Consider the following 14468-nt stretch of genomic DNA (forward strand, 5'->3'; position numbering starts at 1 on the left):
TCAGCCGAAGCGCTCGCGCAGGCGGGGGATGATCTCCTCGCCGTACATGCGCAGGAACTCCTCCTGGTCGTGTCCGGGGTCGTGGAACACGAGGTGGCGGAAGCCGAGGTCGACATAGCGCGCGATGCGGTCGACGTGCTCGTCGGGGTCGGTGGAGACAATGAAGCGGGATGCCGCCCGCTCGATCGGCAGCTCGTCGGCCAGGCGCTGCATCTCGAGCGGATCGTGAACGCTCATCTTCTCTTCCGCCGACAGGGCCAGCGGCGCCCAGAAGCGGGTCTTCTCCAGTGCGGTGTCGTGGTCGGGGTGAAACGACACCTTCACCTCCATCAGGGTGTCGATGTCGTCACGCGTGCGGCCCGCCTTCGACAGGCCGTCGTCGAGCGCGGGCAGGAGCGTCTCCGCGTAGAGGGAGGGGTCTTTGCCGCTCGTGGTGATGTAGCCCTGGGCGATCCGGCCCGCCAGACGCGTCGCCGCCGGACCGGAGGCGCCGATGTAGATCGGGACCTTCTGCTCGGGGCGGTCGTAGATCGTGGCATCCTTCACCGAGTAGTACGTGCCGTCGAAGGTGACGCGGTCCTCGCTCCACAGCCTGTCGATGAGGGTGATCGCCTCTTTCAGCCGCTGGAAGCGCTCAGGACCCTCGGGCCAGTCGAGACCGAGGGTCACCTCGTTGAGCGCCTCGCCCGTGCCGACGCCGAGCGCCACCCGGCCGGGGAACATCACGCCCAAGGTCGCGAACACCTGGGCGATGACACCCGGGTGGTAGCGGAAGGTCGGGGTGAGCACGCTCGTGCCGATGATCACGCGTTCGGTGCGCGCGCCCAGCGCGCCGAGCCACGGGAGGGCGTTCGGGGCGTGTCCGCCGTCGTGTCGCCACGGCTGCAGGTGGTCGGAGAGGAAGACGGAGTCGAAGGCCATCTCCTCGGCCAGGACGCCAAAGTCAAGGAGCTCGTTGGGCCCGAACTGCTCGCTCGAGGCCTTGTATCCCAAACGCAGGGGTACGCCCATGGTCGTCCTCACTCGGCGACGGCGAGGCCGCCGTACAGATCGGTGCGCCGGTCGCGCAGGAACGGGCGGGTCGCGCGGATGGATGCCACGCGGGCAGCATCCATGTCGGCCACCGCCACCCCGTCGCCCTCGTCGACGACCGCGAGGATCTCGCCGCTCGGGCCGTAGACCGCGCTCGTGCCGAAGTAGTCCTTCACGCCCTCGACGCCGGACCGGTTGGCGCACACGACGTACATGCCGTTCGCGACGGCTTGGGCGCGCAGCTCGAGCTGGAAGACCTCTTTCATGGGGGCGCTGGCACAAGCGACCGGGATCGACAGGACCACCCCGCCGTCCAGCGCGACCAGGCGGCCGAGCTCGGGGAAGTGCCGCTCGTAGCAGATGATCGTGCCGACCGGACCGACCGTCGTGTCGACCGCCGCCGGCGGTTCCTGCCCGGGACGGAAGTAAAACTTCTCGGGGAAGCCGTTCGAGAACGGCAGGTGCGACTTGCGATATACCTGCACCAGCTCGCCGTCGACGAACGTGCACGCGGTGTTCGCGTAGACGCCCGGTACCTCGCGGCTCTCGAAGATCGACGAGACGATGCTCACCCCGTGACGGCGCGACGCGTCGCGGACCATCGCGTTCGAGGGGCCGTCGAGGGACTCGGCGTGCACGAAGAAGTCGGGGTCGGGCTCAGGCTGCACGAAGGGGGCCGCGAACAGCTCGGGCAGGACGATCAGCCCGGCCCCCTCGCCGACGGCCTCGGCGATCAGGCGATCGGTCGCCTCCAGCACGTCGTCGCGATCCCGCCCGGTGGCCAGCTGCAGGGCGGCGACCCGCGAGACGGCGCTCACGCGAGGCCCATCTCGGTCGACAGCTCGCCGATGACGTCGTCGAGCACCGAGAGGGCGAACGAGATCTCGTCCTCGTTGATGATGAGCGGCGGTGTCAGACGCAGCACGTTGTTGTTCGCGCTGAGGTACAGGCCCTGGCGCCAGGCCGAGGCGACCAGCTTCTGCATCGGGGCGGCGGCCGCCCCGACCGCACCGAACGGAACGAGCGGTTCGCGGGTGGCCGGGTCGGTGACGAACTCGACGCCGTAGAAAAGGCCGATGCCGCGGACGTCGCCCATCACCGGGTACCGGCTCTGCAGCGCGCGGAGGCCGGCATCCAACTGCGCCCCACGGGCGCGCACGTTGTCGAGGATGTTCTCCTCTTCCATGATCCGCAGGGATGCCAGCGCGCTGGCCGCCGCGAGCGGGTGGCCCGCGTAGGTCTGTCCGCCCCAGAACTTGTTCTCGTTCAGCCACGCGCGCGAACGCTCGCCCACCGTCATGGCGCCGAGCGGCACGTAGCCGGAGTTCAAACCTTTGGCGCTCGTGACGATGTCGGGCACGACGTCCCAGTTCTGCACCGCGAAGTACTCGCCCGTGCGGCCGTAGCCGGCCATGACCTCATCGCAGATGAGGAAGATGCCGTGGCGATCGCACACCTCGCGGAGCGAGGCGAGGTAGCCGTCCGGCGGGACCAGGATGCCGTTGGTGCCCGTGACGGTCTCGATGACGATCGCGGCGATGGTCGACGGATCCTCGTACTGCAGGATCTCCTCGACGTGAGGCGCGCCCAGGCACACCGGATCCTCCTCGGGAGGACGGCCGCTCGGGGTGCGGTACACGTACGGGTCGTGGAACCGGACGACGCCCGGGACGCCCGGGCCGCCCGCATGGTGGTGGCGCGGGTCGCCGGTCAACGACAGCGCTCCCGCCGTCGCGCCGTGGTACGAGCGATAGCGCGCCATCACCTTCGGGCGCCCGGTGATGTGCTGCGCCAGACGCACGGCGTTCTCGTTCGCCTCGGCGCCGCCGGTGGTGAAGAAGCTCATCTCCAGGTCGCCCGGGGCGATCTCGGCGATGCGCTCGCCGAGCTCGGCGCGCGCGCGGACGGCGAAGTTCGGGCCCATGTACGCCATGGTGCGCACCTGGTCGACGATGGCCTCGACGAGCTTCGGGTGCTGGTGGCCCAGGTTCAGGTTGACCAGCTGCGACTGGAAGTCGAGGTAGCGGTTGCCCTCCGTGTCCCAGAACCAGCTGCCCTCGCCGTGCGAGATCGCGGCCTGTGCGGGCTTTCCCTGCACGGACCAGGAGCGGATGACGTAGCGCTGCTCGGCCTCCTGGATGCGCGAGGTCGTCCAGGTGTCGCTCGCGGTGTCCAGGCTCACGGGGCCACCTCCGCTCCGAAGGTGGCGAGACGGGCGAGGGGGCGGCCGGTGTTCGCGGCGACGCACGCGATCACGATCTCGTCGGGGCGCGGGGCGTCGGGGATCACGAGGGTGATCGTCTGATGGTGCGAGCGGGTCTTGGCATCCAGCTTGTGCTTCAGCGGCACGTCGATCGCGGCACCGGTGAGCCCGACCTTCTCGGCGGCGGGCAGGAGTTCGGTGCCTCCCGCGGCCGTGCGGAACTCGTTGCCGAAGCGCAGGTTGTGGATGAGCGCCGAGCCGTGCTCGACCTCTCCGCCGAGTCCCACCAATGCGGCCTTGCCGAAGGCCTCGACCTCCGCGTCGAGCAGGTCGACGCACGCGGGGCCGAGCAGGCGTCCGATCTCGGCGCCGATCTCGTCGGCCGTGCTGACCAGGTCCTGCACATAGGCGCCGGTGCCGTACGGGTTGGCGATGACGGCGGCCACCCAGGCGACGACGTGCGTCGAGGGCAGGTCCTGCCCGTTCTCGCGGAGGGTCTCCTCGCGGTGACGGACGATCTTGCGGACGGAGAGGGTCATTGCGGCGCTCGATTCTCTGAACTCGGGGTGAGGTGATAGGCCTCGGGACGACGGTCTCCGAGGGGGCGGTTGAAGGGATCGTTCCGGCGGGCGGGGCGCGACCCGATGGGGTCGATGCGCGCGGTGACGATGGCGGGGGTGTCGGGCGCCGGGCCGGCGAGGAGCCACCCGTCGGGTCCGACGATGACGCTGTCGCCGATGAAGCGCTGGCCGCGTTCGATGCCGACGCGACTGCAGGCCGCGACGAAGACCTGGTTCGAGTGGGCGTTGGCCATCGCCATCATGTTCGCCAGCGACGGGCCCGGCTGCTGCCCCGGATTGGGGACCCAGTCGCTCGGGGCGAGGACGAGGTCGGCGCCCTGCAGGGCGAGGCTGCGCGCGCTCTCGGGGAACCACGCGTCGTAGCAGATGAGCATCCCCACGCGGCCGAAGGGGGTCTCGACGACGGGGAAGCCGTCTCCGGCGTCGAACACGTCCTTCTCGGTGTTCCACAGGTGCACCTTGCGATACACCGCCTCCACACCGGAGGGCGAGATGAGCACCGCGCTGTTGTAGACCCGGTCGCCGTCTCGTTCGCCGACCCCGCCGCAGATCCATACGTCCAGCTCCCGAGCGAGCTCGTGCCACGCGACGATCGTCGGTCCGTCAGGGATCGGCTGCGAAGCGGCGTACGACTCGGCGTAGTCGGTGAAGGCCCATCCCGCGCTCGCGCACTCGGGAAGCACGATGACGCGGGCGCCGAGGGCGGCGGCATCCCGGATCGCTGTCTCGCTCGACGCGATGTTCGCGGGGATGTCGCCGATCTGCGGATCGAACTGCGCGCAGGCGATGAGGAAGTCGGTGCTCATGGTGTCTCGCTCTCGCGAGGGCGGGCGCGTGCCCGCCCTCGCTCGGGGTCGGGTTACTTGCCGCCCTCGGTGAGGGTTACGGTGGCGGGGGTCCAATCGGCGCCCGTGACGTCGACCCCCTTGGCCTCGAGCAGCTTCAGCGCCGCGGCGTTGAGGTCGGTCCGGTAGGCGTCCGTGCCGGGATCCTTCGTGAGGACACCGCCCTCGATGCCGACCTGGACGGTGCGCTTCCAGTCCTCTTCGGACAGCGCGCCGATGCCGGCCGTCGACGGCCACATGAGCTTGTTGATCTCGTTCATCATCCAGGCCTGGTGCGTGCGGCCGAGCGCGCTGCCCTGGGCGACGACCATGTCGACGCACGCGTCGGCGTCGTCGCGGCAGAAGGCCCAGCCCTCGTTCGTCCCGGCGAGGAAGCGCGTCGCGATGTCGGCGTTGTCGCCCTCGGCGAGCCAGTCGCCGCGGGCGTAGACACCGTCTTCGAGCGTGCCGTAGCCGAGCTTCTGGAAGTCCAGCACCGAGAAGTCGGACGGCTGGTACAGCTTTCCGGTCGCGGGGTTGACGGTCTCGAGCAGCTGGGCGTACTCGTTGTAGGTCTTGGCCTGGACCGAGTCGGCCTCGTGGTTCAGCAGCATCGACATGTCGAAGGGCTGCTGGAGCACCGTGATGTCGGTCGTCGGGTCGATGCCCTCCGCCTTGAGCGCCGCGTACAGCGTGAGCTCGTTTCCGCCGCCCCAGCTGCCCATCTTGGTGCCCTTGAGGTCGGTCAGGGACGAGATGCCGCTGTCGGCCCACGACACCTGGAGGTAGGCGCCGCGCTCGAAGGTCTGCGAGATGTTGACCACATCGGCGCCCTGCTCGCGCGACGCCATGCTCTTGATGACGTGGCTCACGGCGAACTCGGCGTTGCCGCTGGCGAGCACCTGCTGGGGGACGACGTTCGTGCCGCCCTCCTGGATGGTGACGTCGAGGCACTGGTCGGCGTAGAAGCCCTTGTCCTTGGCGGCGTAGTACCCCGCGAACTGGGCCTGGGTGACCCACTGGAGGACGACGGTCACCTTGTCGACGGAGGCGCAATCGGCGTTCGCGGACGGGGCGGCGGCTTCGGCGGAGCCGCCCATGCCGGCGCAGCCGGCGAGGGAGAGCAACAGACCGGCGGCAGCGGTGACGGCGCCGGCGCTGCGGAGGGTGGGGGTCATGACGGGTCCTCTCGGGTACGGGTGGTGCGTTCGGGTGCGCGTGCGGTGGTACGGAGGGTGGGGCGTTCGGGTGAGGGGGTGGGTCAGGATGCCACGGCGCGTCGCCACGGAACGACGAGCGCCTCGACGAGGGCGACGAGGGCGTACAGCGCCAGGCCGATGGCGCTGGCGAGGGCGACGGCGGCCCAGGTGAGGTCGAAGCGCGACACGGCCGCGCTGTTCGCGATGACGACGCCCAGCGCCTGGGCTGTCCCGCCGAAGTACTCGGCGACGATGACGGCGATGACCGACATCGTCGAGCCGATCCGCAGCCCGTCGAAGAGCGACGGAAGGGCGCCCGGTAGACGTACGAACCACAGCAGCTGGCCGCGGGTTCCCGACAGCGAGTCGAGCAGCTCGCGGTGCAGCGGGTCGACGCGCAACAGGCCGCGCGTGGTGTTGACGACGACGGGGAAGGCCACCGCGACCGTCGCCACGGCGATCTTCGACATGAGCGAGGTGCTTCCGAACCACGCGTTGAAGATCGGTGCGAGCGCGACGATCGGCGCGCAGCTCGCGATGGCGACGAGCGAGAGCACCACCTTCGCGACGCCCTCGAACAGGGTGATGACGATGGCGCCGACGACGCCCAGGATGCCGCCCAGCACGACGGCCGAGACGATCGCCGTCGTCGTCGGAACCGCCGCGGCGAGCAACTGGGGAGCATCGGACACGAGGGCGGCGGCGATCGTGGTGGGGGCCGGAAGAAGGTAGGCCTGGATGCCGCCGAGGCTCACGACGACCTGCCAGAGCGCCAGGACCACAGCGCCGAGGACGGCCGCGGGGGCAAGTGTGCGGATCACGCCCGTGCCGGTGGAGAACCGGACGGGACGGGCCGGAGAGAAGGCGCTCACGGGGTCACGCTCTCGTACGGGTCGAGGACGGCGTGCAGGGCCGTACGCACGCGGCTCTCGGCGGCGTAGAACTCCGGGGCCACGCGCGTGTCGTCGGTGCGGGGGAAGGGCAGGTCGATCGCGATACGCTCGGCGATGCGCCCGGGGCGGGGCGACATCACGACGACCTCGGTCGAAAGGAAGGTCGCCTCGGGGACGCTGTGGGTGACGAAGACGATCGTCGTGCCGGTGGCCCGCCAGATCCGCAGCAGTTCGCGTTGCATGTGCTCGCGGTTCATCTCGTCGAGCGCGCCGAGCGGCTCGTCCATGAGGAGGACGCGGGGCTGCATGGCCAGGGCGCGGGCGATCGCGACGCGCTGCTGCATCCCGCCCGACAGCTGCCGGGGTCGGTGGTCGGCGAACGCCGTGAGGCGGACGAGCTCGAGCATCTCGTCGGCCCGCGCGCGGCGTTCGGCGCGCGGCACGCCCTGCACCTGCAGCGGAAGCTCGATGTTGCGCCGGACGGTGCGCCAGTCCATCAGGCCCGGCGCCTGGAACGCCATGCCGTACTGACGTGTACGTCGCGCCTCGCGGGCCGTCATCCCGGCGACGGTGACCGTTCCCGAGGTGGGCGGGATGAGATCTCCGATCACGCGAAGCAGTGTGCTCTTGCCGCAGCCCGAGGGGCCGAGCAGCGAGACGAACGCGCCGGAGGGGATCTCCAGGTCGATGTGGTCGAGCGCGAGCGTGCTTCCGGAGGAGGTGACGAACTCCTTCGAGACGCCGGACAGCTGGATGGCGGGGGCGGTCATGAGGACCTCTTCCTGAGGGTGAGCCACTCGACGAGGACGATGAATTGGACGAAGACGATGCCGGCGAGTGAGGCGACCAGGATGGCGGCGTAGAGGTTCGCCGGGGCGAGGGAGTAGTAGTAGGCGGCGGTGAGGATGGCGCGCCCGATGCCGGCGCCGGTGCCGGCCGACAGTTCGCCGACGATCGCGCCGATGACGGCCGCGGTCGCGGCGAGTCGCAGGCCGGTGAAGAAGCTGGGGAGGGCGGTCGGGATGCGCACGTGCACCAGCACGCGCCAGCGTGATGCCGAGATCGACCGCAGGAACTCCACGTGCAGGGGGTCGGCCGCGTTGAGCCCGGTCAAGGTGTTCAGCGTGACCGGGAAGAAGGAGAGGTAGGCCGCGATGGCGGTGACGGCGATCCAACTGGGAAGACCGGCGCTGCCGATCCACACGACGATGATCGGGGCGAGGGCGACGAGGGGGATGGTCTGGCTGACGATCAGCCACGGGAGCGTGGCCTTCCCGAGGAGCGGGATCTCGCGCAGGAGCATCGCGAGGAGGGCGCCGATCACGGCGCCGATGAGCATGCCGTACAGGGACTCCCGCAGCGTCACGCTGGTCTCGACGAGGTAGTACGACAGCAGTGTCCCGCCGCCCGCGACGCTGGCGGGCGAGGCGAGAGCGCCGACGATCTGGGCGATGTGGGGCATCGCCGCGTCCGTGGTCGCGATCGGGAAGGGGAAGTTCAGGCCGGGGATGACGTCGCCGAAGGCGCGGCCGAGCGCTTTGTAGCCCTCCCACACCAGGCCGGCCGAGACGATCAGGGCCGCCGCGATGGCGAGACTGCGCAGGGGGGCGAACACGCTGGCCGCTCGACGCCGAGACGGCGGCGTGGCCGCGGTACGCGATGGCGAGGCATCGCGGGGGCGGGTCACGAGGTGAGCGGTCATCTCTCTCCAGTGGTTCATCCAGCGAACCGACGGTTCGCTCTTGTGACCATCATGGAGGAGCGGCATTTCCGCGAGAGGCGGGGGAGGTTACTGCTGTGTTTCGAGTTGTCCCGCAAAGGCAACTGCCCCCGGTGCGCCGAAGGCGCCGGGGGCAGTCGAGGAGATGCGCGTCACGAAGAACGCGTCGTGCGCCCGTCCAGATCGGTCCCCGCTCGCTGCAACAGACGGGCCAAGCTCGCGGCACGCTCCGTCACGGCGGTGACCGCGCCGTCGATCCGCTCGTCGAGTCGGTAGTTCGGTCCGCTCGTCCACACGGCGTATCTCGCCGCGCCGTCGATCAGCACAGGGGCGGCAATGGCGGTCAGCCCCTCTTCGAGCTGGCTGCGGGTCACCGCGTAGCCCTGCTCGCGAACGGTGGCGATCTCGGCCAGGAAATCGTCGTAGGTGGTGAAACCCGCGGGCAGTCGGCCCGCAGCGGCATCCTTCTCGAAATCGGCGCGACCCAGCTCCGGATCGTTCCAGGCGAGCAGGACGCGTCCCGTCGATGTCCGCCAGCTCGACAGCAGGCGCGGCACCGGCCGGGGTGCGTGACCGATGAGGTGCGGGCCGCTGGCCTCCATAAGCACCGTGACCTGCGACCCCGTCAGGGTGTCGATGCCCGCCGTCTCGCCCGTGGTCGCCGCGATGTCGGCCAGCACGTCACGGACGTACCGGGTGAGAGACCCCCCGGTGACGACGCTCTCGGTCATCAGGATCAGATCGAGCGACAGGCGGGAACGCTTGGTCACCGGGTCGGAGACGATCCACCCTTCGCGTTCGAGGGTCGTCAGGATGCGATAGCAGGTGGCCTTGGCCACTCCGCACGCCCGCGCGAGCTCCGAGAGTCCGAGTCCCTCGGGATGGGCCGCGACCGTCCGCACGATCGCGACGGTCTTCTGGATCTGGCCGGCATCCGAGCCGCTGCGCACAGCGGGCTCGGTGGTCTCGGTCACGAGAAGGCCTTGCCGAGCGCGGCGATGGTCTGCATCTTGGTCGGTCCGAGCGGGTTCAGCACCGGCACCCGCACACCCGCCGCGACGTACTCCTCCAGCTTGTCGGCGGCCTGGGCCGTGGACCCTGCGGCACACACCCGTCGTACGGCTTCGTCCGGCACCAGCCGCATGGCGCGGCGGATGTCCTCGGGGCGCGCGGGCCACCCCGCGACCTCCTGGATGCGGGTGACGAGCTCGGGCTCGACGCCGCAGTGCTCGGCGATGTGGGGCTGCTGCATGAGGTACAGCGTAAGGAACGCGCGGCACTCGTCGAGGGCGGCCGCGGGGTCGTCGTCGTCGACCGCGACGGCGATGGCCTGCGTCATGTCGAGGGCGGTGACGCCGTCGGTCCGCTTGGCCAGCCCCGCGCCGATGTGCGTCGCGGCGAAGTCGAGGTAGGACACCGGCAGCAGGAAGTCGAGATAGACGCCGTCCATCGTCTGTCCGGCGAGCTCCAGCATGCGGGGCCCGACCGCTCCGGCATAGATGGGGATGTCGACGGCGACGTTCTCGGCGTACATCCGGTCGAACCGCACGCCGTCCATCTGCACGAACTCCCCCGAGAACGTCACTTCCTCGTTGCGGAAGAAGGACTGCAGGACGCCGACGTACTCGCGCATCGCGGTGACCGGCTTGCGAAGCGGCGTCCCGACGCGCGTGGCGAGCGGCTCCCACCACGCGCCGAGGCCGCAGATGATGCGCCCAGGTGCCAGCTCGTCGAGGGTCTTGAAGGTCACCGCCATCAGGGCGGCGTTGCGCGTCTTGTTGTTGACCACGCCGGATCCGATGCGGACCGTGCGCGTCCGCGCGGCGAGAAGAGCCATGAGCGAGACGGCGTCGCGGGTCAGGCGACCTTCGGCGACCCAGAGCGAGTCGAAGCCGAAATCCTCGGCCATCTCGGCGGCCGCCCAGGTCTCGTCGAGGGTGAATCGCTCGCCCAGGTGGATGCCGAGGGGAATGCGCATGATGAGGGTCCTGTCGTCGGAGGTCAGTAGGTGGGGAGGGTGCGCGCGAGGTACGAACCGCGCCCGCGGATGGCCGCCTCGGTGGGTTCGCCGTCGCGCGCGACGAGCTCGCCGCGGGCGTACACGGCGGCGGGAGCGCCGCGGACGGTCATCCCCTCGTAGACGCTGTAGTCGGCGAGGCTGTGGTGGGTCTCGGCGCTGAGGGTGCGCTCGGCCTCGGGATCCCAGACGACGATGTCGGCGTCGGCGCCCGCGACGATCGCGCCCTTGCGCGGCGCGAGTCCGAAGGTCCGCGCCGGCGCCGTGGCGGTGAGCTCCACGAAGCGTTCGAGCGAGATGCGACCGGTGCCGACGCCCGCGGAATACATCACCATCAGGCGTTCCTCCACACCGGGGACGCCGTTCGGGGTGGCCGAGAAGATGCCCTTGCCGACGTCCTTCTGGGGCATCTCGGGGTCGGTGGTCTGCAGGGCGAACGCGGCGTGATCGGTGCCAATCGTGTCGATCGTGCCGTTGGACACGGCGGCCCAGAGTTCCTCGCGATTGGCCTGTTCGCGGATGGGCGGAGAGCAGATGTACCCCGCGGCCCGTGAGCCCGCATCGGCGTAGTCCTCGTACGCGGTGACGAGGTACTGCGGGCACGTCTCGGCGCGTACATCCGCTCCCGCGTCGCGCCGGGTGCGGACGACGCGCGCCGCATCCGCGGCGGAAACGTGAACGATGAAGAGGGGGGTGTCGACGTGCTCGGCGAGGGTGATCGCCCGATGTACGGCCTCGACCTCGGCGTCGGCGGGATGCGCGTGCAGGTGCTCGTGCTCGGCCGTGCGGCCGGCATCCGTCAGCCGCTCGACGGCGTCGGCGATCATGTGGCCGTTCTCGGCGTGCACCATCGGGAGCGCGCCGCACTCCCGTGCCGCGCGGAAGCCGCGGATCAGCACGTCATCGGACACCATCGAGCCGGGGTACGCCATGAAGAACTTCCAGCTCGCGGCTCCGTGCTCCCGGGTCAACCGGGTGAGGCGCTCGAAGGTGTCGTCTTCGCCCGCGGTCGCCGGCACGATCGGGTGGAAGCCGAAGTCGATCACGCAGGATGCCTCGGCGGCCGCGCGCCGAGCGTGGAAGGCGTCATCGATCGCCATGCCGGCGGGAGCGCGGACGAAGTCGACGATCGTCGTCGTCCCCCCGCACGCCGCGGCGACGGTGCCGGAGAAGAAGTCGTCGGCGGTGCGGGTCGCGCCGCTGGCCACGCGATGCTCGAGATGGGTGTGCGTGTCGACGCCGCCGGGCAGCAGATACGTACCCGTGACGTCAATCCGCCGAGCGTCGGCGGGCGGGGTGGCGTCCGGGGCCAGGATCGCGGCGATGCGCGTCCCTTTGACGAGCACGTCGGCGCGAACGCGGCCTTCGCTGCTCACGACGGTGCCGCCGTGCAAAATGAAGGTGTCCATGTCACTCGGTTCATTCAGTGGACTGTTGGTTCACTGAACATAGAGCGTCTGCATTACGCGCGTGTTTCCCCCTGTCCCGGTCCCGCCGTGCGCAACGGCGGAAGACGCGGTCGACACGCCGCCGCGGGCAGGTACGCATCGACGGGTCGGGCAATCGACCCGCCGATGTGCACATGGACGGGACTTCAGCCCGGTCCCGGCGTGGCACCGGCCGGAGCCGAGCCACGACGGCCCGGGCCGTGACCCGGCGTCACGCCGTCTTCGCGATCCTGACCCGGATGTCCTTCATCAGCGGCTGATCGCTCTGGCGGCTGTAGTCATCGGGGCCGAGCAGCACGTTCAGCTCCGGGAAGTAGCCGGCGGCGCTGCCGCGCGGGGTGTCGTACTCCAGGGCGCGGAACGCGGTCACACGGCGCACCGACCCGTCTCGCGAGGTCGCCACGATGTCGACGAGGTCGCCCTCGGCGAGACCGCGTTCCTTCATGTCGCGCCGGTTCATGAACACCAGCTCGCGGATGTTGCGGACGCCGCGGTAGCGGTCGTCGGCCGAGTAGATGGTCGTGTTCCACTGGTCGTGCGAGCGCATGGTCTGTAGCACCAGCACGTCGGCTTCCTCGGGGATGACGTTCGGCAGGTCGGCATCCGAGAACTCCGCCTTGCCGGAGGGCGTCTGGAACTCGCGCTCGCGCGCGGGCTGAGGGATGCGGAATCCGTACTGCTGGCGCACCAGCTCGTTGAAGCCCTCGAAGCCGGGCAGCGCCTTCGCCATCGTGTCGCGGATGCGGTCGTAGTCGCCCACGTACCACTCCCACGGGGTCGCCGAGCCGGGCATGGTCGCCCGCGCGATGCGCGCGATGATCTCGGGTTCGCTGAGCAGGTGCGGCGACGCGGGCTTGCGGGAGCCGAGCGAGAGCATGACGGAGCTCATGGCATCCTCGGTCGAGATCGACTGCGGGCCCGCCTCCTGCATGTCGCGCTCGGTGCGGCCGAGGCACGGGAGGATGAGCGCCTCCTTGCCGTGGGTGAGGTGACTGCGGTTGAGCTTGGTGCTCACGTGCACGGTCAGCTCGCAGCGGCCCATGCCCTCGGCGGTCAGCTTGGTGTCGGGAGCGGCCCGCACGAAGTTGCCGCCCATGCCGAGGAACACCTTGAGGTCACCACGGTGCAGGGCCGCGACCGTGTGCACGGTGTCGAGGCCGGGCTCGCGCGGCGAGGTGATGCCGCACACCTCGTCGAGCTTCGCCAGCCATTCCTCGGTGGGCTTGTGGTTGATGCCGCAGGTGCGGTTGCCCTGCACGTTGCTGTGGCCGCGCACGGGGGAGGGACCGGTGCCCTTGCGGCCGACGTTGCCGCGGAGCAGCAGCAGATTGACGATCTCGCGCACCGTGTCGACGCCGTGCTGGTGCTGGCTGACTCCGAGGCACCAGCTGATCACGCACGCCTTCGAGGCGAGATAGATGTCGGCGGCCGCGCGGATCTCGGCCTCGGTGAGTCCCGCCTGCTCGACGAGCTCCGACCACGGCGTCGCCTCGACGAGGGCGCGGTAGGCGTCGAGGCCGCTCGTGTACTGGTCGAGGAAGGCCTGGTCGAGCGCCGTGGGGTCGGTCTTCGACGCCTCGAACACCACTTTCGCCATACCGCGGACGAGGGCCAGGTCGCCGCCCGGGCGCACCTGCAGGTTCATCGTGCTCGTGGGGGTGCTGTTGAACGTCGCCATGTCGACGATCTCGTGCGGCACGATCGTGCGGGTGCCCGCGACCTCGCGCAGCGGGTTGACGTGCACGACCTGGGCGCCGCGATCGATGGCCTCGGCGAGGCTCGTGAGCATGCGGGGGGCGTTCGAGGCGGCGTTGACGCCGAGCACGAAGAGGGCGTCGCACGCCTCCCAGTCCTCGAGGTCGGCCGTGCCCTTGCCGGTGGCGAGGGATGCCGTGAGCCCGCGGCCCGAGCCCTCGTGGCACATGTTCGAGCAGTCGGGGAGGTTGTTCGTCCCGAGCTCGCGCGCGAACAGCTGGTAGAGGAACGACGCCTCGTTGCTCAGGCGGCCGGAGGTGTAGAACGCCGCCTGATCGGGGGAGTCCAGGGCCGTGAGGTGCTGCGCGATCAGGCGGAACGCGTCGTTCCACGAGATCGGCACGTAGTGGTCGGTCGCGGCGTCGTACGCCATCGGCCCCACCAGCCGCCCGGCGTCCTCGAGTTCGAAGTCGCTCCACTGCGACAGCTCGCTCACGGAGTGCTCGGCGAAGAACTCCTTGCCCACGCGCTTGTGGGTCATCTCCCACGTGACGTGCTTGATGCCGTTCTCGCAGATGTCGAGGGTGACGCCCTTGTCGTCGGGCCACGCGCATCCCGGGCAGTCGAAGCCGCTCTTCGGGTGGTTCATCGTGAACATCGCCTTGGTGCCCGCCAGGGGCTGACGCTGTTCGTAGAGCACCTTGCCCACGGTGAGGGCGGCGCCCCATCCGGCGGCGGGATGCTCGTAGGGGCCGGTGCTCGACCACTCGCCGTCGACCTGCGGCCCGAGGCCTCCCTGGCGCGGTTCCTCGGTCATCAGCCCGAACGACTCACCCATGTTCACCCTCCGTGGTTT

At 69.9% G+C, this 14468-nt stretch carries 13 protein-coding genes; all 13 read right to left on the reverse strand.

The features are described 5' to 3' along the window. The 13 genes from fgd to AB0N80_RS02920 all read right to left on the reverse strand — a co-directional run bounded on the left by fgd (position 1) and on the right by AB0N80_RS02920 (position 14450). Positions 1-1011 carry a glucose-6-phosphate dehydrogenase (coenzyme-F420) gene (gene fgd / locus AB0N80_RS02860; protein ID WP_363388113.1) on the reverse strand — a complete coding sequence of 337 codons (1011 nt, stop codon included), beginning with the start codon at positions 1009-1011 and terminating at the stop codon, positions 1-3. Positions 1012-1019: 8 nt separating this feature from the next. Then, positions 1020-1850, reverse strand: coding sequence for a nitrilase-related carbon-nitrogen hydrolase (locus AB0N80_RS02865; RefSeq protein WP_363577440.1), 831 nt, complete (start codon positions 1848-1850; stop codon positions 1020-1022). Continuing rightward, positions 1847-3214, reverse strand: a complete 1368-nt coding sequence (locus AB0N80_RS02870) for an aminotransferase class III-fold pyridoxal phosphate-dependent enzyme (RefSeq protein ID WP_363388107.1) — start codon at positions 3212-3214, stop codon at positions 1847-1849. The genes AB0N80_RS02865 and AB0N80_RS02870 overlap by 4 nt, the downstream gene beginning before the upstream one ends. Then, on the reverse strand, positions 3211-3774 hold the full coding sequence (locus AB0N80_RS02875) for an amino acid synthesis family protein (RefSeq protein WP_363577442.1): 564 nt from the start codon (positions 3772-3774) through the stop codon (positions 3211-3213). The genes AB0N80_RS02870 and AB0N80_RS02875 overlap by 4 nt, the downstream gene beginning before the upstream one ends. After that, entirely contained in the window at positions 3771-4622 is an 852-nt protein-coding gene (locus AB0N80_RS02880; RefSeq protein WP_363388101.1) for a nitrilase family protein, read from the reverse strand. Before AB0N80_RS02880 ends, AB0N80_RS02875 begins: the two co-directional genes overlap by 4 nt. Before the next feature lie 53 nt (positions 4623-4675). Beyond that, the gene (locus AB0N80_RS02885) at positions 4676-5818 is read right to left on the reverse strand and encodes an ABC transporter substrate-binding protein (protein WP_363577444.1); all 1143 of its coding nucleotides are present in this window, start codon (positions 5816-5818) and stop codon (positions 4676-4678) included. Positions 5819-5901: 83 nt separating this feature from the next. Next, positions 5902-6711 (reverse strand): ABC transporter permease subunit, encoded by an 810-nt coding sequence (locus AB0N80_RS02890; protein ID WP_363388095.1) that lies wholly within the window; start codon positions 6709-6711, stop codon positions 5902-5904. Then, positions 6708-7502, reverse strand: a complete 795-nt coding sequence (locus AB0N80_RS02895; protein ID WP_363388092.1) for an ABC transporter ATP-binding protein — start codon at positions 7500-7502, stop codon at positions 6708-6710. Before AB0N80_RS02895 ends, AB0N80_RS02890 begins: the two co-directional genes overlap by 4 nt. Continuing rightward, positions 7499-8347: an ABC transporter permease subunit gene (locus AB0N80_RS02900; RefSeq protein ID WP_363577446.1), complete on the reverse strand. Its 849-nt coding sequence runs from the start codon at positions 8345-8347 to the stop codon at positions 7499-7501. Before AB0N80_RS02900 ends, AB0N80_RS02895 begins: the two co-directional genes overlap by 4 nt. 257 nt (positions 8348-8604) lie before the next feature. Then, positions 8605-9426: an IclR family transcriptional regulator gene (locus AB0N80_RS02905; protein WP_363388087.1), complete on the reverse strand. Its 822-nt coding sequence runs from the start codon at positions 9424-9426 to the stop codon at positions 8605-8607. Continuing rightward, a complete protein-coding gene (locus tag AB0N80_RS02910; protein WP_363577448.1) occupies positions 9423-10430 on the reverse strand; it encodes an LLM class flavin-dependent oxidoreductase in 1008 nt (335 codons plus the stop codon). Before AB0N80_RS02910 ends, AB0N80_RS02905 begins: the two co-directional genes overlap by 4 nt. A gap of 23 nt (positions 10431-10453) precedes the next feature. Then, positions 10454-11878 (reverse strand): dihydropyrimidinase, encoded by a 1425-nt coding sequence (gene hydA, locus AB0N80_RS02915; protein ID WP_363577450.1) that lies wholly within the window; start codon positions 11876-11878, stop codon positions 10454-10456. 250 nt (positions 11879-12128) lie between these two features. Continuing rightward, the gene (locus tag AB0N80_RS02920) at positions 12129-14450 is read right to left on the reverse strand and encodes an FdhF/YdeP family oxidoreductase (RefSeq protein WP_363577452.1); all 2322 of its coding nucleotides are present in this window, start codon (positions 14448-14450) and stop codon (positions 12129-12131) included. Positions 14451-14468 lie beyond the last annotated feature (18 nt).

It is taken from the genome of Microbacterium sp. NPDC089188 (genome assembly GCF_040685155.1).
In the GTDB taxonomy this organism is placed as follows: domain Bacteria; phylum Actinomycetota; class Actinomycetes; order Actinomycetales; family Microbacteriaceae; genus Microbacterium; species Microbacterium galbum.